Genomic DNA, 15,177 nt, shown 5'->3' on the forward strand with positions numbered 1-15,177 from the left:
GCCGCCAAGCTCAACCGCCGACCCCGCAAACGCCACGGCTGGAAGACCCCTACCATGATCCTCGACAACCACGTGTTGCAGTGACCACTGGAATCCAGGCAGGCACCATCTGTTACCGGGCGGGTGTCAGAGTGTGCGGGGCGGCTGTTCGGCTTCGGTGCGGTTGGCCAGGTACCAGTCGATGGTGGCCCGCAGGCCGTCCTCGAACGGCGTCGTCGCCTTCCACCCGAACAGGTCGAGCGCACGCGACGCGTCGACCCGGCGGCGCGGCTGGCCGTCGGGCTTGGTGGCGTCCCACCGCAGTTCGCCCTGGAAGCCCACCAGGCGGGCGATCGTCTCGACCGTCTCGCGAATGGTCACCTCGTGATTGGCGCCGAGGTTGATCGGCTCGGGGATCGCCTCGTCGTAGCGCTCGGCGGCATCGACGATCGCGGTCGCCGCATCGTCGACGAACAGGTACTCGCGGCTCGCCGTGCCGGTGCCCCACACGTCGACGGACGGCGCCCCTGACTCGTGGGCCTCGACGCACTTCTTGATCAGTGCCGGGATGACGTGGGACACGGCCGGGTGGAACTTGTCACCGGGACCGAACAGGTTGGTGGGGATGAGATAGGCGAACCGCTGGCCGTACTGGGCGGCGTTGACCTGAGCGTGGACCAGCTGGGCCTTCTTGGCGATGCCGTAGGGAGCGTTGGTCTCTTCCGGGTAACCATCCCAGAAGCTCGCCTCCTCGAACGGGACCGGCGTGAACTTCGGGTACGAGCAGACCGTTCCCAGCAGCACGGTCTTGGTGACCCCGGCACTCCTGGCCGCCTCGATCACGTGGGTGCCCATGAGCAGGTTGGACAGGTACAGCGGGGCCGGTTCGGCCTGGTTGTAGCCGATCCCCCCGACGCGGGCGGCGAGGTGGATCACGAGCGACGGTCGCTGATCGGCCATCAGCTGCTCGGCGGCGCCGGGGACGGTGAGGTCGTAGTCGGCGCTGCGGGCGATGTACGGGCTGGCGCCGCGAGACTCCAGCTCGGCGACCACGCGGCGGCCGAGGAACCCGGCGCCGCCGGTGACGACGACACGCTGATCGGGGAGGAGAGCGTCAGCCATGCCCATGGATCGTATGGGCTCGGTGGCGGGACTGGGCGCGGCGCGGCATGCGGTCGGTCCCGGCATGATTGACGCCCATGTCGTCGCCGATCCTCGCTGTGTGTGCCTCCGGTGAGGTCTCGGGCGCCGAGTTGGTGCTGCTCAGGCTCGTCGAGCGGGCGGTCGCCGAAGGTCGGGACGTCACCGTGGCCTCGCCGGACGGTCCGCTCGTCGACCGGATTCCGGCCGGTGTGGCCCACGTCGGGTTGCCCCCCGCCGGTCGCCAGAACGCGTCGAGCCGCCTCCGGCGCCTCTCACTGACGTCGAAATGGCTCGTGTCGTGGATCTCGGCGGCGCGCACGATCCGCGCCGAGTCGCGGCGACCGGGCACCCATGTCGTCGTCAACGCCCTGCTCGCGCTGCCGCCGTTGCGCCTGGCCCGGCCGCGCGGGGGCGCCGTCTGGCTCGTCCACGACGTGATCGTGACCGACCGACAGCGGTGGTTCGTGCGCTTCGCGCGGCCGTCGCTGCGGCGCACGGTCGCCGTGTCCGACGCGGCCGCCGCCCCGTTGCGTGAGCTCGGCCTCGACGTCGACGTCCGCCCCAACGGGGTGGCCTGGCCGGTGGCTCCCCGCCGCACCGATCCCGACCGTCCGCTCGTCGTCGGCTCGGTCGGCCTGGTCGCGCCGTGGAAGGGCACGCACGTCCTCCTCGATGCCGTCGCCGCCCTGCCCGACGTGCGGCTCCAGATCGCCGGCGGTCACTTCGGCCACGACGCGTCGTACGTCGACGAGCTGCGCGTGCGGGCCGGCCGCCCCGACCTCGACGGGCGCGTCACGTTCCTCGGTCACACCGAAGACGCCCTCGAGACGATGCGATCGTGGGACGTGTTCGTCTCCTCGAGCGTGCGCCCCGAGGCCGGGCCGATGACCGTGATCGAAGCGATGAGCGTCGGCCTCCCGGTCGTCGCCACCGACCACGGCGGGCCGCAGGAGTACCTCGCCGAGGATCGGGGCGAGCTGGTCCCGCCGAACGACGCTCCGGCGATGGCGGCGGCGATCCGGCGTCTCGCCGACGATCCGGCGCGGCGTCACGACCTGGGTGAGCGAGGACGCGAGTACGTGGCTGACCGCTTCGACCGGTCGGTGACGTTCCCCGCCCAGTACGAGGCGGTGATGACATGAAGCCCGTCGTGAACCTGCTGTGGTGCCGGCCGGGCAAGGTCGGCGGATCCGAGGAGTACCTCGTGCGCCAGCTCGTCGGTCTCCGTACTGCGGCGCCCGACATCGTTCCCCGCCTGGTGGTTGCGCCCGGCTTCGTGGACGCGCATCGCGAACTGGCCGGCCTCGATGCGTCCGTCGGGCCGCCGTGGACGGCCGGGCTGGCCGGCCGCCTGGCCGCCGAGCTGACGTGGCTGCCCCGCCACCTCGGTGGCGGCGACCTGGTGCACCACGGCGGCGGAACGGTCCCGTTGCGCTCGCCGCGCCCGGTGGTCCTCACCATCCACGACATCCAGTACGTCTCGTTCCCGCAGTACTTCAGCGCCGCCCGGCTGCGCTACCTCCGCGCCGCGATGCCCCCGTCGGTGCGGCGGGCGCGCGTCGTCGCCGTGCCCAGCGAGTTCGTCAAGACGACCGTGGTGGACGCGTTCGGCGCCGATCCCGACACCGTCGTCGTGGTACCCCACGGTGTCGATGTGGCACCGTCCGCACACCGGCCGTCGGAGGCCGTGCTGCGGCAGCGCTACGGCCTGGGCGACCGCCGGGTTCTCGTGTTCCCGGCGATCACCCACCCGCACAAGGGACATCGCTTCCTCCTCGACGTCGCGGCGACCGCCTGGACGCATCCCGACATCGTCGTCGTCCTGATCGGCGGCGAGGGTCCGGCCGAGCAGGACGTGCGAGCAGCGATCGAACGACTGGGCCTGGCGGGCCGCGTGGTGCGACCGGGGCGTGTTCCCGCCGAGGACCGCGACGGCCTGATCGGCCTCGCCGAGGCCTTGGTCTTCCCGAGCGAGTACGAGGGGTTCGGTGCGCCGGTGCTGGAGGCGATGGCCGCTGGAACACCGGTGATCTGCAGCGATGCGCCGGCGGTCGCCGAGGTCGCCGGCGACGCCGCCGTGGTCCGGCCCCTCGACGTGGACGCGTGGGCCGGGGCACTCGACGACGTCGGGGCCGATCGGGCCAGGCTCATCGAGCGCGGGCGAGCCCGGGCCGCCCATTTCACGACGGCGATCTCGGGCGCGGCCCTGGCTCGCGCCTACCGTCTGGCTCTCTCGTGAACATCGTCGTGCCATGAACATCGTCGTCCTGGGTCCCCACTTCGACCCCGACACCGCACCGACCGGACGCGTCCTGTCTCGCATCGTGTCCGAGTTGGCGCGGCGGGGCCACCGGGTGCACGTCGTCGCCGCCCTGCCGTGGTATCGCGACCACGCCGTCGAGGCGGGCTGGGAAGCGCGGCTGGGCCGCCGTCAGCAGGTCGAGTGGGGCACGATCACCCGCGTCAACCCGTTCCCGGGCGACGACAAGCGCAACCTCGTGCGGAGGGCCCTCGGGTTCGCCGGATTCTCGGTGCTGGCGGGCGCCGCGGGCGTGTTGGCCGGCGGCGTCGGGCAGCGCGTCGACGCCGTGATCGCCATGTCGCCGCCGTTGACGCTGGGGCTGACCGGGCGTCTCGTCGCCTGGTCGCACCGGGCGCCGCTCGTGTTCAACATCCAAGACGTCTTCCCCGACGCAGCCGTGCGGACCGGGGCGATCACCAATCGCCGCGTGATCGCCGTCGCGTCATGGCTCGAGCGCCTGAGCTACCGCAGCTCCGACGCGGTCACCGTCTTGTCGGACGACCTCGCCGCCAACGTGCGCGGCAAGCTGCCGGGCCGCCGGCGCGGCCGGGACCGGGCCGATCGTGTGCACATGATCCCCAACTTCGTCGACACCGACGCGATCCGGCCCGCCGAGCGGATGACGCCGTACCGGGCCGAGCTGGGCATCGGCGACGAGCCGGTCGTGCTCTACGCCGGCAACGTCGGTTTCTCGCAATCGCTCGATCTGATGCTGGCCGCCGCCCGCCGGCTCCCGCAGGCGACCTTCCTCATCAATGGCGAAGGCTCGATGCGCGCCGAGCTGGTCGAGCGGGCCGCCGGGCTCGGCAACGTCCGCTTCGGGCATTACGTGCCCGACCACCGGCTGGTGGAGCTGCTCGCCACCGGCGACATCCACGTGGTGCCGCTGCGCGCCGGACTGGCCAACGTGAGCGTGCCCTCCAAGACCTACTCGATCCTCGCCGCCGGCCGACCGGTGGTCGCCGCCATCGACCCGGGAACCGAGGTTCCCCGGATCCTCGAAGCGTCCGGTGCCGGCATCGCCGTCGCCCCCGACGACGCCGACGCGTTCACTCACGCGTTGCAGTCACTGCTGGACGATCCGGCCCGCTGTGCCGGGCTCGGCGCCGCGGGGCGGGCGTGGGTGGAGGAGGCCGCGTCGCCCGCCGCGGTGGCCGCGTCGTACGAACGTTTGATCGAGTCGCTCCACTGACGGCGGGGGCCCGAGGGGGTACTCGGCACCTCAGTGGATAGCATCGCCTCCTCGTGGCCCCGAGTTCGTCGTCGACCAGAAAAGCTGCCCGCCTTGCCCAGAAGGGCAAGGGCAAGCGTGTGCGCTTCCAGGGTGGCACGTTGTTCCCGGTCATCGTCGCCGCCGTGCTCGTCGTCGGGTTGGCCCTGATCGTCTACGCCCGGGCGTCGCGGCCGGCCGCCGACTCCGGCCCGCCGCAGCCGAACATCGACCACTGGCACTGGGCGTACGGCTTCCAGCTGTGCACCGACTCGCCCAACGTCGTGTTCACCGGGGCCCTCGAAGAGGTCGACACGCTCGGCAACCTGATCAACACCGACTTCCTCACCACCGGCGTGCACAGCCACGACGACGGCGTGATCCACTGGCACCCCTACAGCGCCCGCGCCTCGGGCAGCCGGGCGAAGGTCGGGATCTTCCTCGACAACTACGGCGCCAACCTCGACGACGAGAAGCTCGAACTGCCCGAGGGCCTCATGTACGAGGAGACCAAGGCCCCCGTCGCGGAGGACTTCCCGCGTGTGTACGAAGAGGACGAGACGCAGTGTGACGGCGAGGACGCCACGCTCAAGGTCGTCGTGTGGGAGGACTACACCGATCCCGGATCCGATCGGGTCTACACCTCGAACTTCGACGAGATCCCCTTCGACGGTGATGGCAAGGTCGTCGTGGTCGCGTTCGTGCCCGACGACGTCGATGTCGTGATGCCGTCGTGGGCCGCCGATCTGCCCGCCCTCGGTGCCGCCGACCAGGCCAGCTCGACGGTCGAGACGACGCCCGACGGTTCGATCATCCCCGACATCGCCCCGGCCTCCACGGAGCCTGCCGTGGAGACGACCGAGGCATCCGAGGACAGCGAGCCGGAGTCGACGACCGACGAGTCGGCGAGCGAGGAGTCGGCGCCGGAGTCGTCGGTGCCGTCGTCCAGCACGCCGCCGACCACCGACTGAGTCATCGGGCGGGTCGCACCTGATGCACGCCGTCGTTCTCGTGGGTGGGTTCGGAACCCGCCTGCGGCCCCTGACCGACACGGTGCCGAAATCGATGCTCACGGTCGGCAACGAGCCGATCATCACGCGGTTGGTGCGCCAGTTGGAACGCGGCGGGGTCACGACGGTCACGCTCTCGCTGGGCTTCATGCCCGACGCCTTCCTGGCCGCGTTCCCCGGCGACCGCTGCGGGGACGTCGAGCTCCGCTACGCGGTCGAACCCGAGCCGCTGGACACCGCCGGGGCGATCCGCTTCGCCGCCGAGCGCGGCGGCGTCGACGGCACGTTCGTGGTCGTCAACGGCGACACGATCAGCGATCTCGACGTCTCGGAGATCGTCGCCGCGCATCGCCGCTTCGGCGCCGAGGCGACGCTCTACCTCACGCCGGTCGACGATCCGTCGGCGTACGGCGTGGTCGAGCTCGACGACGAGGGCCGGGTCCTGCGCTTCGTCGAGAAGCCGCCGCCCGGCGTCACCGAGAGCAACTTGGTGAACGCCGGCACCTACGTGATGGAGCCCTCCGTCCTTGACCTGATCGAGCCCGGAACGCCGGTGTCCGTGGAGCGCGAGACGTTCCCGGCGCTCGTCGACCGCGGCTCGTTGTACGGGTTCGCCAGCGACGTCTACTGGCTCGATGCCGGCAAGCCCGAAGCCCTACTCCGGGCGAACCTCGATCGCCTCGCCGGACGCTACGACGCGGGTGTCGATCATCCGGTGAGCGGTGGCGACGGGGTGGATCCCGCCGCATCCGTCGATGGTGCCGCCATCATCGACAGCGTGGTGGCCGCCGGGGTCAGCGTCGGTCCGGGATCGCGGGTGCACCGGTCGGTGCTGCTGGGCGGCGCGTCGATCGGGCACGATGTGGTGGTGGAGAACTCCGTGGTGATGGGAAGCGTGGCCGACGGGGCCTCGCTGTCGGGTGCGGTCATCGGTGCCGCGGCCCACATCCAGGCCGGTCAGGAGGTCGTCGATGAGCGAGTCCCCGAACCGACCGGCTGAGGATCCACCGGCGGACGCGTCGCGCTCGGGTGGGCGGCCCCCTGCCGAGGTCCTGGTCATCGGCGGCGCCGGGTTCATCGGGTCGCATCTCGTCGAACGCCTGCTCGCCGCGGCGGTGTCCGTCGACGTCATCGACGACCTGTCGTCGGGCTCGCTCGCCAACCTGTCCAGCGCCCGCGAGACGGCACGGATCAACGGTGGTGACCTGCGCATCCACACGATCGATGCCAGTGCCCCGGAGGTGCGCGACCTCGTCACGCTGCGGCGTCCCAAGCACATCTTCCACCTCGCCCTGCTCCCGCCCGGCCGCACCGACCCGACGGCGCTGGGCCGGTCGTTCACGTCCACGCTGACGGTCCTCGAGGCGGCCCGCCAGGCATCGGTGTCCAAGGTCGTGGTGCTGTTGCCGGCGACGGCGATGCACGGGTATCCCTCCAGCCGCGACCTGCCGGCGAAAGAGGGCGAGATCGTTCCGCGCGGTGTGCGTGGCGTCGTCGCCAAGGCGATCGTCGACCTGCTCACGCTGTACCGAGAGCAGCACGGCATCGAGTTCACGGCCCTCGCCGCGTCCAGCGTCTACGGGCCGCGACAGCACCCTAAGCGGGGGGTGGTCGCCGCGCTCATCGACGCCGCCAGCCGCGGCGAACCGGCGCGCCTCACCGGCGACGGCCGCCAGAGCCGCGACTTCGTCTACGTCGACGACGTCGTCGACGCCCTGATCCGCACGCGCGAGCGTGGGTCGGGCCTCGTCGTCAACGTCGGCACCGGGGTGCAGACGACGCTGCGCGATCTCGCCGCGATCGTCGCCAGGAGCGGACCGGCCCCCACGTTCGTCGCCGCCCGACCCGACGAGCTGGCGCGCTTCAGCGTGTCGCCGGTCCGGGCCCGGATCCATCTCGGCTGGGCGTCGTGGACGCTGCTTCCCGACGGCATCACGGCCACCCGGAACCCGCCCACCGACTGACCCCTGCCGCTCAGGTGTCGGGCGGCGCGTGGACCGGGATCTCGGCCGTCGCAACGGCGACGCCGTCGGGTGTCACCGTGGCCAACCGCAGCGTGAACACGCCCTCGCTGCGGGGTGTGGCGGTCACCGTGCGGCTGTCGGAGACGGGGGTGAACGTCTCGTCGTACCAGATCCACGCTGCGCCCTCGCTGACGGCTCGGTAGGTGGCGGTGTCTCCGACGATGAGCCGCGCCGGGCCTTCGAACGACGACTCGGTGCCATCGGCGGTCATCGACGCGCGGATGGTGTCGTCGTCGAGCTCCTCGATGTCGGTCGTCGCCCCATCGTCGCCGCGGTCGAGCAGCGTGGCGCCGCCCACGCCGAGCGCGGCCCCGACCGCCACGGCGCCGGCGACCGCCGCCATGGCCCGTTGGCGACGGCGGCGCGGGAGAGACGGTTGCGGCGCCTCCCGGGCGCCGGGCCCCGGCTCGCCGAGCGCCAGAGCCGAGGTCACGTCGTCGTGCCAGACATCGATGTCGGCCGGTCGGGCGGTGCGATCCGTGGCGAGGCCGCGGGCCAGCAGGTCGGCGAACGCCGAGGGCCATCCCGCGGCCTCCAGTTCGGCCCGGTCGTCGGCTCCCGGCTCGCGGCCGAGCACGAACCACGTCAGCAGGGCCGAGGCGGCGTAGACGTCGGCGCGCTCGTCGATCGTGCCGGCCACGCGCTGTTCCGGCGCGGCGAACCCGTAGGTACCGGCGGCGGCCGTGAGTCCCGACGAGGCGGCGAGGTCCTTCGAGAGGCCGAGGTCGGCGAGGACCAACTCGTCGTCGATCTGGAAGAACCCGCCGCCGTCCTGATCGGGACCATCGACGTGCCGCTGCCGGATGAGGAGGTTGGTCGGCGACAGGTCGCGATGGACGATCCGCTCGGCGTGCAGCGCCCGCAGTGCGGCGGTGACCCCGCGCGCGACCGTCACCACGTCCTCGCGCCGGACCCGACGTCCTGTCGATCGGAGAAGGCGCAGCCGGTGGGCCTCGAGATTGCCGCCGGCGACGTACTCGAGGACGAGGAACGGCTGGCGCCGCTCGGTCTCGTCGAGGTCGTACAAGCGCACGACGTGCGGCGAGTTGACGCGGCGCAGCAGGCGGGCCTCGTGGATGAAGCGCTCCCGGATGTCGGGGTCGAGGCTGTGGTGGTCGGCGAGGAGCTTGATGGCGACCTCGGAGCCGACGCGCTCGTCGACGGCCCGGTACACAGCGGCGAATCCGCCCGTGCCGACGAGCCCGGTCACCCGGTACCGCCCAATCGTGGTGGGGACGTGTCCGGCCGAGCGCGCCGGTGGGTGCGCGGCTGGGTGCGCGGTGTCGGCCACGTGCGGTCAGTCCGGTCTCGTCGCCAGCTTGCCGGCGAGCAGTGCCCGGGCCCTGGCCACGCGGGTCTTGGCGGTGTTGAGCGGGATGCCGGCCCGCTGGGCGATCTCGTCGTAGTGCAGACGTTCGATGTCCCGAAGCACCAGGGGGCCCCGGTAGTGGTCGGGGAGCTCGTCGATCGCCGCCCGCAGGACTGTGCGCGTGGCGATCATCGATGAGATCCGCGCCGCGTCGGATCCCGGCACCTCGACGGACGTGTCGTCGTCGAGGCTCACCTGGTCGCGCTGGCGGCGCAGGTGGTCGATCGACTTGAATCGGCAAACTTGGTACAGCCACGTGGTGAAGCGGGCCTCGCCGCGGAACGTGCCGATCCGTTCGGCGAGCGAGATCGCCACGTCCTGGACGACGTCGTCCACCGCCGCCGGCTCGAGCACGATACGACGGATGGCCGAGCGCGCCAGCCCCAGCTCCTCGACGGCTCCGAGGAGCAGGTCGAGGGCCGGCGCCGATCCGCCGGCCGCAGCCACGGCGAGATCGTCGAGCAGCGTGGAGTCGCGTCCCGCCGCGGCGATCGCCGCGGCGACGGCGTCACCGGCCCGGCGATCGCCACCGATCGCCGCGTCGAGGACGGCCGGCGAGACCGGCGAGGTCGGGCGCGCAGGTTGTCCGGACATCTCCGGACCATCATGCCCCACGAATTCGTCGTGATGGCCGCGAAACCTTTCGGCCGGGGTCCCCGTCCAAGATGGGGCCGGCACCGACGCCGGTGAACCGCTACGAGAAGGAATCCCCCAATGCGCAAGTCGTCCGCCTCCGCCCTGATCGCCCTCGCCACCATCGGCGTGACCGCCGCCGCCACGTCGGTCGACGCCGCATCCGTCGGCAGCGTGCCGCCCGACAGCATCGCCGACGAACCGGCGACGACCGAGCCGGACACGCTCGCCACCGTTGCCGACGGGGCCGGCGACGTGGCCACCGTGGAGCTCGCCCCCGGCACGGAGGCCGGTGACATCGCGGCGGTGGTGCCCACCGGGTTCGAGCCGGTGGTCGTGCTCGATCGCAACGGCGCCCAGCTGGCGGCGATGACGGTGGTCGAGGTCGAGGAGGCGTGGTCCGGTCACGACGAGTCGTGGGGCCCGAGCGCGGGCAACGAGTACACCCGTGTGACCGTCTCGATCGAGAGCCTCATCCCGCGCGGTGTGTTCGAGTACTCGTACTACGACTTCGTCGCCCAGGATGCCGACGGGTTCGAGCTCCGGGCCGACGACATCGACCCCTCCGGCGGCGAGAACCCGACCCAGGACGGCTCGCTCGTCGCCGGCGAGACGGCCGAGGTGGTGCTCACGTTCGAGGGCCTCGTCGGCGCCCCCGTCGTGCAGGTCTTCTACGCCCCGAGCGATCGCCTCGTCACCATCGCCGAGCTCTGAGTCGCGATCAGCGTGCGGCCAGCGTCGCCGCCGCCAGGTGGGCGGCCGACTCGGGTGTCGACATCACACTCGGCGTGACGACTGGCCGCATACCGGCGCCCTCGACGGCCGCCGCCAGATCGGCGTCGGCCGGGTCGATGACCAGCGTGGCGGCGATGTCGCGGTAGAGCCGGGCGACGCCCAGCACGGTCGGCTCGTGGCCCAGTTCGGTCAGCATCCTGTCGGCGGGGCCCTTGAGGGCGCGGCCTCCGACGATCGGGGACACGGCGACGGTGCGGTCGCGGCGAGCGGCCAGCGCGGCGTCGATTCCCGGCAGCGAGCGCAGGGGGCCGATCGACACCAGCGGGTTCGAGGGGGCGACGATGACGGTGTCGGCATCGGTGATCGCGTCCATCGCCGCATCCGACGGACTGGCTTCACCCACGAAGCGCACGCCCGAGACGGTGACCTCGTGGTGCCGGCGCACGAAGTAGTCCTGGAACGCGATGTCGCCACCATCGGGAAGCACGAGGCGGGTGGCGACTGGATCGTCGCTCATCGGCAACAACCTGACGGCGAGCCCCCACGCCGCGGCGATCTCCGCCGTGATGTCGGTGAGCGACGCCCCCTCGGCCCGGCGCGTCGTGCGGTACAGGTGGGTGGCGATGTCGCGGTCGCCGAGGTTGAACCACGTCGCCGCGGCCTCGGAGTCGTCCGGGCGCACGACCGCATAGCGGTGAAGGGCGTCCATCGTGTTCCACGACTCACCACCGAGACCCCACCCGCGCTCGCGGTCGATGGCTCCGGCGAGGGTGTAGACGATCGTGTCGAGGTCGGGCGAGATCGCCAGACCGTTGATGACGGCGTCGTCACCGGTGTTGACCACGCCGGTGATCGTGGCCGGGTCGACCACCTGGACGAGGCCGGAGAGGAAGCGGGCGGCGCCGACGCCGCCACAGAGCACGGTGATCATGACAGGGGGAACGCTAGAGGGTGGCGGCGCTCGGCGAGGCGTGCGGGCAGTCCCTTGAGTCCGTCGCGGATCGCCGTTGCCTGCGGTCGACCGGGGTGCTTCGCCAGCCGGGCGACCGCCAACGCCAGGGCCCGGGCGATGCCGACCGGTGAGCCATGGCGGGCGGCACACCAGAGGCGATTGCGTTCCTGCCAGTACCTCCGGCCGTGGGGATCGGCGGACGTCGTGGCGCTCATGTCGTGGTGAACGACCGCCGCCGGCTCCACGCAGTACCTCCAGCCACGCTCGGCGCCGCGGAGGGCAAGATCGATGTCCTCGTAGTACAGGAAGTAGCGCTCGTCGAAGCCACCGACGTCGTCGAGGAAGGCGCGCGACAAGAGCACGGCTCCGCCGCTGAAGATGGCGATCTCGCCAGCCCGGTCGTACTGGCCGGTGTCGGCCTCGCCGTAGCCGATGTCGATGCCCGCCCCGTCCCCACGCAGTCGCACGCCCACGCTCTGAACTCGTGGCGGGTCGCCGGCGAGCAGGAGCTTGGGCTGCACGGCACCTGTGCGCCGGGTGTCGTCGAGATACGGCGCCAGCGCGGCCAGCCAACCGGGTGACACCACGGTGTCATCGTTGAGCAGGGCGACAGCGTCGGCGCCGCCGGCCAGCGCGTGCCGCAGCCCGACGTTCATCCCGCCGGCGTAGCCGAGGTTGTCGCCCGGAGTCACCAGATCCACTCCGGCCGGCAGATCGTCGATCCCGACGGACGGCCCGTTGTCGACGACCACCACCCGGTCGGCGTCGCCCGAGCGCACCACCGAGTCGAGGCAACGCCGCAACACGCCCGGCTCGGCGCGAAAGGTGAGCACAACGACCGCGATCACCCGCTCACCGTAGACTCGCGCCGTGCCCAGCGCTTTCATCACCGGGATCACCGGACAAGACGGCCGCCATCTCGCCGAGTTCCTGCACGGTCAGGGCTACGACGTGTTCGGAATGGTGAAGGGTCAGAACAACCCCAAGGCCGCTCAGGTCGTCGACGAGATGCCGTTCGTCGAACTGGTGCCGGGTGACCTCGCCGACCTGCCTTCGTTGGTCGCCGCCCTCGAGCAGGCGCAGCCCGACGAGGTGTACAACCTCGGTGCCATCTCGTTCGTCGCCCTGAGCTTCTCGCAGGCCGAGCTCACCGCCAACACGACGGGGCTCGGGGTGCTGCGCATGCTCGAGGCGATCCGCATGGTGGGGGGCACCCAGAACAACCGGATCCGCTTCTACCAGGCGTCGTCGTCGGAGATGTTCGGCAAGGTCCGCGAGACCCCCCAGACGGAGATGACCCCGTTCCACCCGCGCTCGCCGTACGGCGCCGCCAAGGTGTTCGGCCACGACATCACCGTCAACTACCGCGAGAGCTACGGGCTCTTCGCCTGCTCCGGGATCCTGTTCAATCACGAGGGTCCCCGCCGGGGCATCGAGTTCGTCACGCGCAAGGTCACCAACGCCGCCGCCCGGATCAAGCTCGGTCTGCAGAACGAGCTGGTGATGGGCACGCTCGACACCAAGCGCGACTGGGGCTATGCCGGCGACTACGTCCGGGCGATGTGGCTGATGCTGCAGCAGGACGAGCCCGACGACTACGTGATCGCGACCGGCGAGACCCACTCGGTCGAGGAACTCGTGGAGCTGTCGTTCGCCCAGGTCGGCATCGACAACTGGCGCGACCACGTCCGCCAGGATCCGAAGTTCTACCGGCCCGCGGAGGTCGACCTGCTGATCGGCGACGCCACCAAGGCCCGCGAGAAGCTCGGTTGGATCCCCGAGGTGGACTTCGAGACGCTGGTGAAGATGATGGTCGACAACGACCTGCAACTCGAGGCCGCCAAGGCCGGCATCACGCTGTCCTGACTCCGCTCCCGGCTACCGGTCGGACCTCGGTGGTCAGGTCTCGAACGGCATGTCGGTGAAGGCTTCGAGGACGCTGGCGTCGTCGGGGCGGACGCCGGAGTCGAGCCGCCGGCGGAGCGCGGCCGCGAAGAAGAACACGGCGGTCACCGACGAGATCAACAGGCCGATCTCGACCCGCCGGAACACCTCGTCGCTTCCCAGCCACGTCCCGAGCGCCAGAGCCAGCCCCGCCGACACCCAGCCGATGGCCACGAGCTTGTGGCCCTTGAGGGCGATCACCGCTTGGGCGAGGGCCAGGGCCAGCATGTAGCAGGCGCTGCCGGCGGCGAGGATGGCCAGGGTCGTTCCTTCGAGCTTGGCGTCGTACACCTTCTCGAGGGCGAACGGGCCCAGCGCCAGGGCGCCGACCGTCCCGACCACGCCGACGACGATGACCAGGTAGAACAGCCGCTTCAGCCCGGCGCGGAACTCGACGAAGTCTCCCGACGCGGCGAGCCGGCTGAGGCGGGGGAGGAGCGCAGCCTGGACGGCTTGGAACATGAACAACGGGATCCGGGCGAGCAACACGCCCTTGCCGAAGTCGGACACCTGTGAGTCCCAGGTGCGGCCGGAGTCGTCGACGCCGTCGGGGGCCAGGAGGTTGGTGAGGACCGGGCCGGCGTTGAGGATGCCGGCGGCGAACACCGAGCCGAGCAGCAGCCAGCCGAGGTTGGGGGTGACCTCCTTCCACGAGGCCTCCGGGCCGGGTTCGGTGTGCAGCTGGCCCCTGTAGGCGACGTAGGCGATGCCGACGAGCGGCGACACGGCGATGGCGAAGGCGTAGGCCCCGACCGCCTCGACGCCGACGACGAGCAGGATCAGACAGAGCGCCAGGCGGACCAGTCCGTCGGCTCCCATGATGATGGCGTACGGCCGGAACCGACCCGACCCGGAGCACACGCCTCGTGCGAGATGGGCCGGGGCATAGCTCGCGAAGGCGACGATCAGCGCGGCGACCATCACCCAGTCGTCGTCGAAGTACTCGTTGGCCAGGAAGCTGCCGCCGGCGAGCAGCGTGACGACCACGGCGGCGCCGAGTGCGAGCCCGAGACGGCCGACCTTGGCGACGACAGGCCGGCCCCCCTGGCCCGTGGCGCGACGGTGCCCGATGGCCCGACCGAGTTCCTGCTCGAGGGGGAGGAAGAAGCCGGGAGCGAGGGCGAAGGTGGCGAACCACAGCGAGTTCAGCGGACGGAACTCGTCGGCACCCCCGACACCCTTCTCGCCGACGATGAAGAACGCGTACGTGGCGATTCCGGCGATGAGCAGGGCGATGCCGACGGGGATCGTGCCCTCAGGAAAGGACGTACGAAGGGCGGCGAGGCTGGGCCCTCTGGACGCTGCCGGAGCGTGAGGCGATGCCTTGGAGGGCGGAGACGACACGAGGGTCACACGCTAACGCGACGTCGCCACTCGGAGGGCGGCGGGACCCACCCTGCGCTTGCAAAAGTTAGCGCTCTGCTCTACAGTGTTACTCATCTCGCCTCCCACCTGTCAGGAGTCCATCATGCCAAGCCTGCCCAAGTTCGAAATGCCGTTCGAGTTGCCGTTCGAGCTCCCCAAGGTCGCGTTCCCCAAGGTCGACCTGTTCAGCCTCGACCTCGCCAAGCTCGATCTGCCCGAGATCGACGTCCTGGCCATCGCCCGCGGGGCCGCCTACGCCGGCACGGGCCTCGTCGCCCTCACCGCCGAGCGGGCCGGTGAGCTGCAGGCCGCGTTCACCGCCGTCTTGACAGAGATCGTCACGACGCAACGGTCGCGTGTCGCGTCGCTGGCCGAGCCCGTGGTGGCCACGGTCAAGGCCGCTGTGACGCGCTGACCCGTCGCTTCCGGCGTCCCCACATCGCCACTTGGCGCGCCCTGCCGGCGCCGCGGAGCCCTCGGGCCCGCGGCGCCGGTCCATGTTGCGGATTGT

Annotated in this window: 15 protein-coding genes; 9 read left to right on the top strand and 6 right to left on the bottom strand. The window is 71.2% G+C overall.

Annotation, left to right across the window (positions count from 1 at the left end):
* Positions 1-126: 126 nt before the first annotated feature.
* The gene (locus tag DN771_RS27255; protein WP_117000759.1) at positions 127-1,101 is read right to left on the bottom strand and encodes a GDP-L-fucose synthase family protein; all 975 of its coding nucleotides are present in this window, start codon (positions 1,099-1,101) and stop codon (positions 127-129) included.
* A gap of 77 nt (positions 1,102-1,178) precedes the next feature.
* Here DN771_RS27255 and DN771_RS27260 point away from each other — a divergent pair, with 77 nt between their 5' ends.
* From DN771_RS27260 to DN771_RS27285, 6 genes are read left to right on the top strand one after another with little or no spacing between them, the layout of a single operon-like run.
* Positions 1,179-2,264 carry a glycosyltransferase family 4 protein gene (locus tag DN771_RS27260; RefSeq protein WP_117000733.1) on the top strand — a complete coding sequence of 362 codons (1,086 nt, stop codon included), beginning with the start codon at positions 1,179-1,181 and terminating at the stop codon, positions 2,262-2,264.
* A complete protein-coding gene (locus DN771_RS27265; RefSeq protein WP_117000734.1) occupies positions 2,261-3,361 on the top strand; it encodes a glycosyltransferase family 4 protein in 1,101 nt (366 codons plus the stop codon). Before DN771_RS27260 ends, DN771_RS27265 begins: the two co-directional genes overlap by 4 nt.
* Positions 3,362-3,374: 13 nt before the next feature.
* A complete protein-coding gene (locus DN771_RS27270) occupies positions 3,375-4,616 on the top strand; it encodes a glycosyltransferase family 4 protein (protein ID WP_117000735.1) in 1,242 nt (413 codons plus the stop codon).
* 53 nt (positions 4,617-4,669) lie between these two features.
* Positions 4,670-5,605 (top strand): hypothetical protein, encoded by a 936-nt coding sequence (locus DN771_RS27275; RefSeq protein WP_162942479.1) that lies wholly within the window; start codon positions 4,670-4,672, stop codon positions 5,603-5,605.
* 22 nt (positions 5,606-5,627) lie between these two features.
* Positions 5,628-6,644: a nucleotidyltransferase family protein gene (locus DN771_RS27280; RefSeq protein ID WP_117000737.1), complete on the top strand. Its 1,017-nt coding sequence runs from the start codon at positions 5,628-5,630 to the stop codon at positions 6,642-6,644.
* On the top strand, positions 6,616-7,608 hold the full coding sequence (locus DN771_RS27285) for an NAD-dependent epimerase/dehydratase family protein (RefSeq protein ID WP_117000738.1): 993 nt from the start codon (positions 6,616-6,618) through the stop codon (positions 7,606-7,608). The genes DN771_RS27280 and DN771_RS27285 overlap by 29 nt, the downstream gene beginning before the upstream one ends.
* A gap of 10 nt (positions 7,609-7,618) precedes the next feature.
* Here DN771_RS27285 and DN771_RS27290 read toward each other — a convergent pair whose 3' ends face one another.
* Both DN771_RS27290 and DN771_RS27295 read right to left on the bottom strand, forming a co-directional pair.
* Complete coding sequence (locus DN771_RS27290; protein ID WP_162942480.1) at positions 7,619-8,878, bottom strand: protein kinase domain-containing protein; 1,260 nt, start codon at positions 8,876-8,878, stop codon at positions 7,619-7,621.
* An 87-nt stretch (positions 8,879-8,965) separates the two neighbouring features.
* A complete protein-coding gene (locus tag DN771_RS27295) occupies positions 8,966-9,631 on the bottom strand; it encodes an RNA polymerase sigma factor (protein WP_117000740.1) in 666 nt (221 codons plus the stop codon).
* A gap of 120 nt (positions 9,632-9,751) precedes the next feature.
* Here DN771_RS27295 and DN771_RS27300 point away from each other — a divergent pair, with 120 nt between their 5' ends.
* Positions 9,752-10,384: a hypothetical protein gene (locus tag DN771_RS27300; RefSeq protein ID WP_117000741.1), complete on the top strand. Its 633-nt coding sequence runs from the start codon at positions 9,752-9,754 to the stop codon at positions 10,382-10,384.
* Between the two features lie 7 nt (positions 10,385-10,391).
* Here DN771_RS27300 and cofD read toward each other — a convergent pair whose 3' ends face one another.
* Both cofD and DN771_RS27310 read right to left on the bottom strand, forming a co-directional pair.
* Complete coding sequence (gene cofD / locus DN771_RS27305; protein ID WP_117000742.1) at positions 10,392-11,336, bottom strand: 2-phospho-L-lactate transferase; 945 nt, start codon at positions 11,334-11,336, stop codon at positions 10,392-10,394.
* A complete protein-coding gene (locus DN771_RS27310; protein ID WP_162942481.1) occupies positions 11,333-12,205 on the bottom strand; it encodes a glycosyltransferase family 2 protein in 873 nt (290 codons plus the stop codon). Before DN771_RS27310 ends, cofD begins: the two co-directional genes overlap by 4 nt.
* Before the next feature lie 22 nt (positions 12,206-12,227).
* Here DN771_RS27310 and gmd point away from each other — a divergent pair, with 22 nt between their 5' ends.
* Entirely contained in the window at positions 12,228-13,223 is a 996-nt protein-coding gene (gmd, locus tag DN771_RS27315) for a GDP-mannose 4,6-dehydratase (protein ID WP_117000743.1), read from the top strand.
* 33 nt (positions 13,224-13,256) lie between these two features.
* On the opposite strand, the gene DN771_RS27320 is transcribed toward gmd, so the two are convergent.
* Positions 13,257-14,645 carry a lipopolysaccharide biosynthesis protein gene (locus DN771_RS27320; protein ID WP_162942482.1) on the bottom strand — a complete coding sequence of 463 codons (1,389 nt, stop codon included), beginning with the start codon at positions 14,643-14,645 and terminating at the stop codon, positions 13,257-13,259.
* Positions 14,646-14,769: 124 nt separating this feature from the next.
* Between DN771_RS27320 and DN771_RS27325 the strand changes: the two genes are divergently transcribed.
* On the top strand, positions 14,770-15,081 hold the full coding sequence (locus DN771_RS27325; RefSeq protein WP_162942483.1) for a hypothetical protein: 312 nt from the start codon (positions 14,770-14,772) through the stop codon (positions 15,079-15,081).
* Positions 15,082-15,177 lie beyond the last annotated feature (96 nt).

Origin of the sequence: Desertimonas flava, assembly GCF_003426815.1 — a bacterium.
Classification (GTDB): domain Bacteria; phylum Actinomycetota; class Acidimicrobiia; order Acidimicrobiales; family Ilumatobacteraceae; genus Desertimonas; species Desertimonas flava.

Bases quoted from the DNA above. Each gene is read 5' to 3' on its own strand.
- DN771_RS27255 (WP_117000759.1), bottom strand. From the start codon at position 1,101: ATGGCTGACGCTCTCCTCCCCGATCAGCGTGTCGTCGTCACCGGCGGC.
- DN771_RS27260 (WP_117000733.1), top strand. From the start codon at position 1,179: ATGTCGTCGCCGATCCTCGCTGTGTGTGCCTCCGGTGAGGTCTCGGGC.
- DN771_RS27265 (WP_117000734.1), top strand. From the start codon at position 2,261: ATGAAGCCCGTCGTGAACCTGCTGTGGTGCCGGCCGGGCAAGGTCGGC.
- DN771_RS27270 (WP_117000735.1), top strand. From the start codon at position 3,375: ATGAACATCGTCGTCCTGGGTCCCCACTTCGACCCCGACACCGCACCG.
- DN771_RS27280 (WP_117000737.1), top strand. From the start codon at position 5,628: ATGCACGCCGTCGTTCTCGTGGGTGGGTTCGGAACCCGCCTGCGGCCC.
- DN771_RS27285 (WP_117000738.1), top strand. From the start codon at position 6,616: ATGAGCGAGTCCCCGAACCGACCGGCTGAGGATCCACCGGCGGACGCG.
- DN771_RS27295 (WP_117000740.1), bottom strand. From the start codon at position 9,631: ATGTCCGGACAACCTGCGCGCCCGACCTCGCCGGTCTCGCCGGCCGTC.
- DN771_RS27300 (WP_117000741.1), top strand. From the start codon at position 9,752: ATGCGCAAGTCGTCCGCCTCCGCCCTGATCGCCCTCGCCACCATCGGC.
- cofD (WP_117000742.1), bottom strand. From the start codon at position 11,336: ATGATCACCGTGCTCTGTGGCGGCGTCGGCGCCGCCCGCTTCCTCTCC.
- DN771_RS27325 (WP_162942483.1), top strand. From the start codon at position 14,770: ATGCCAAGCCTGCCCAAGTTCGAAATGCCGTTCGAGTTGCCGTTCGAG.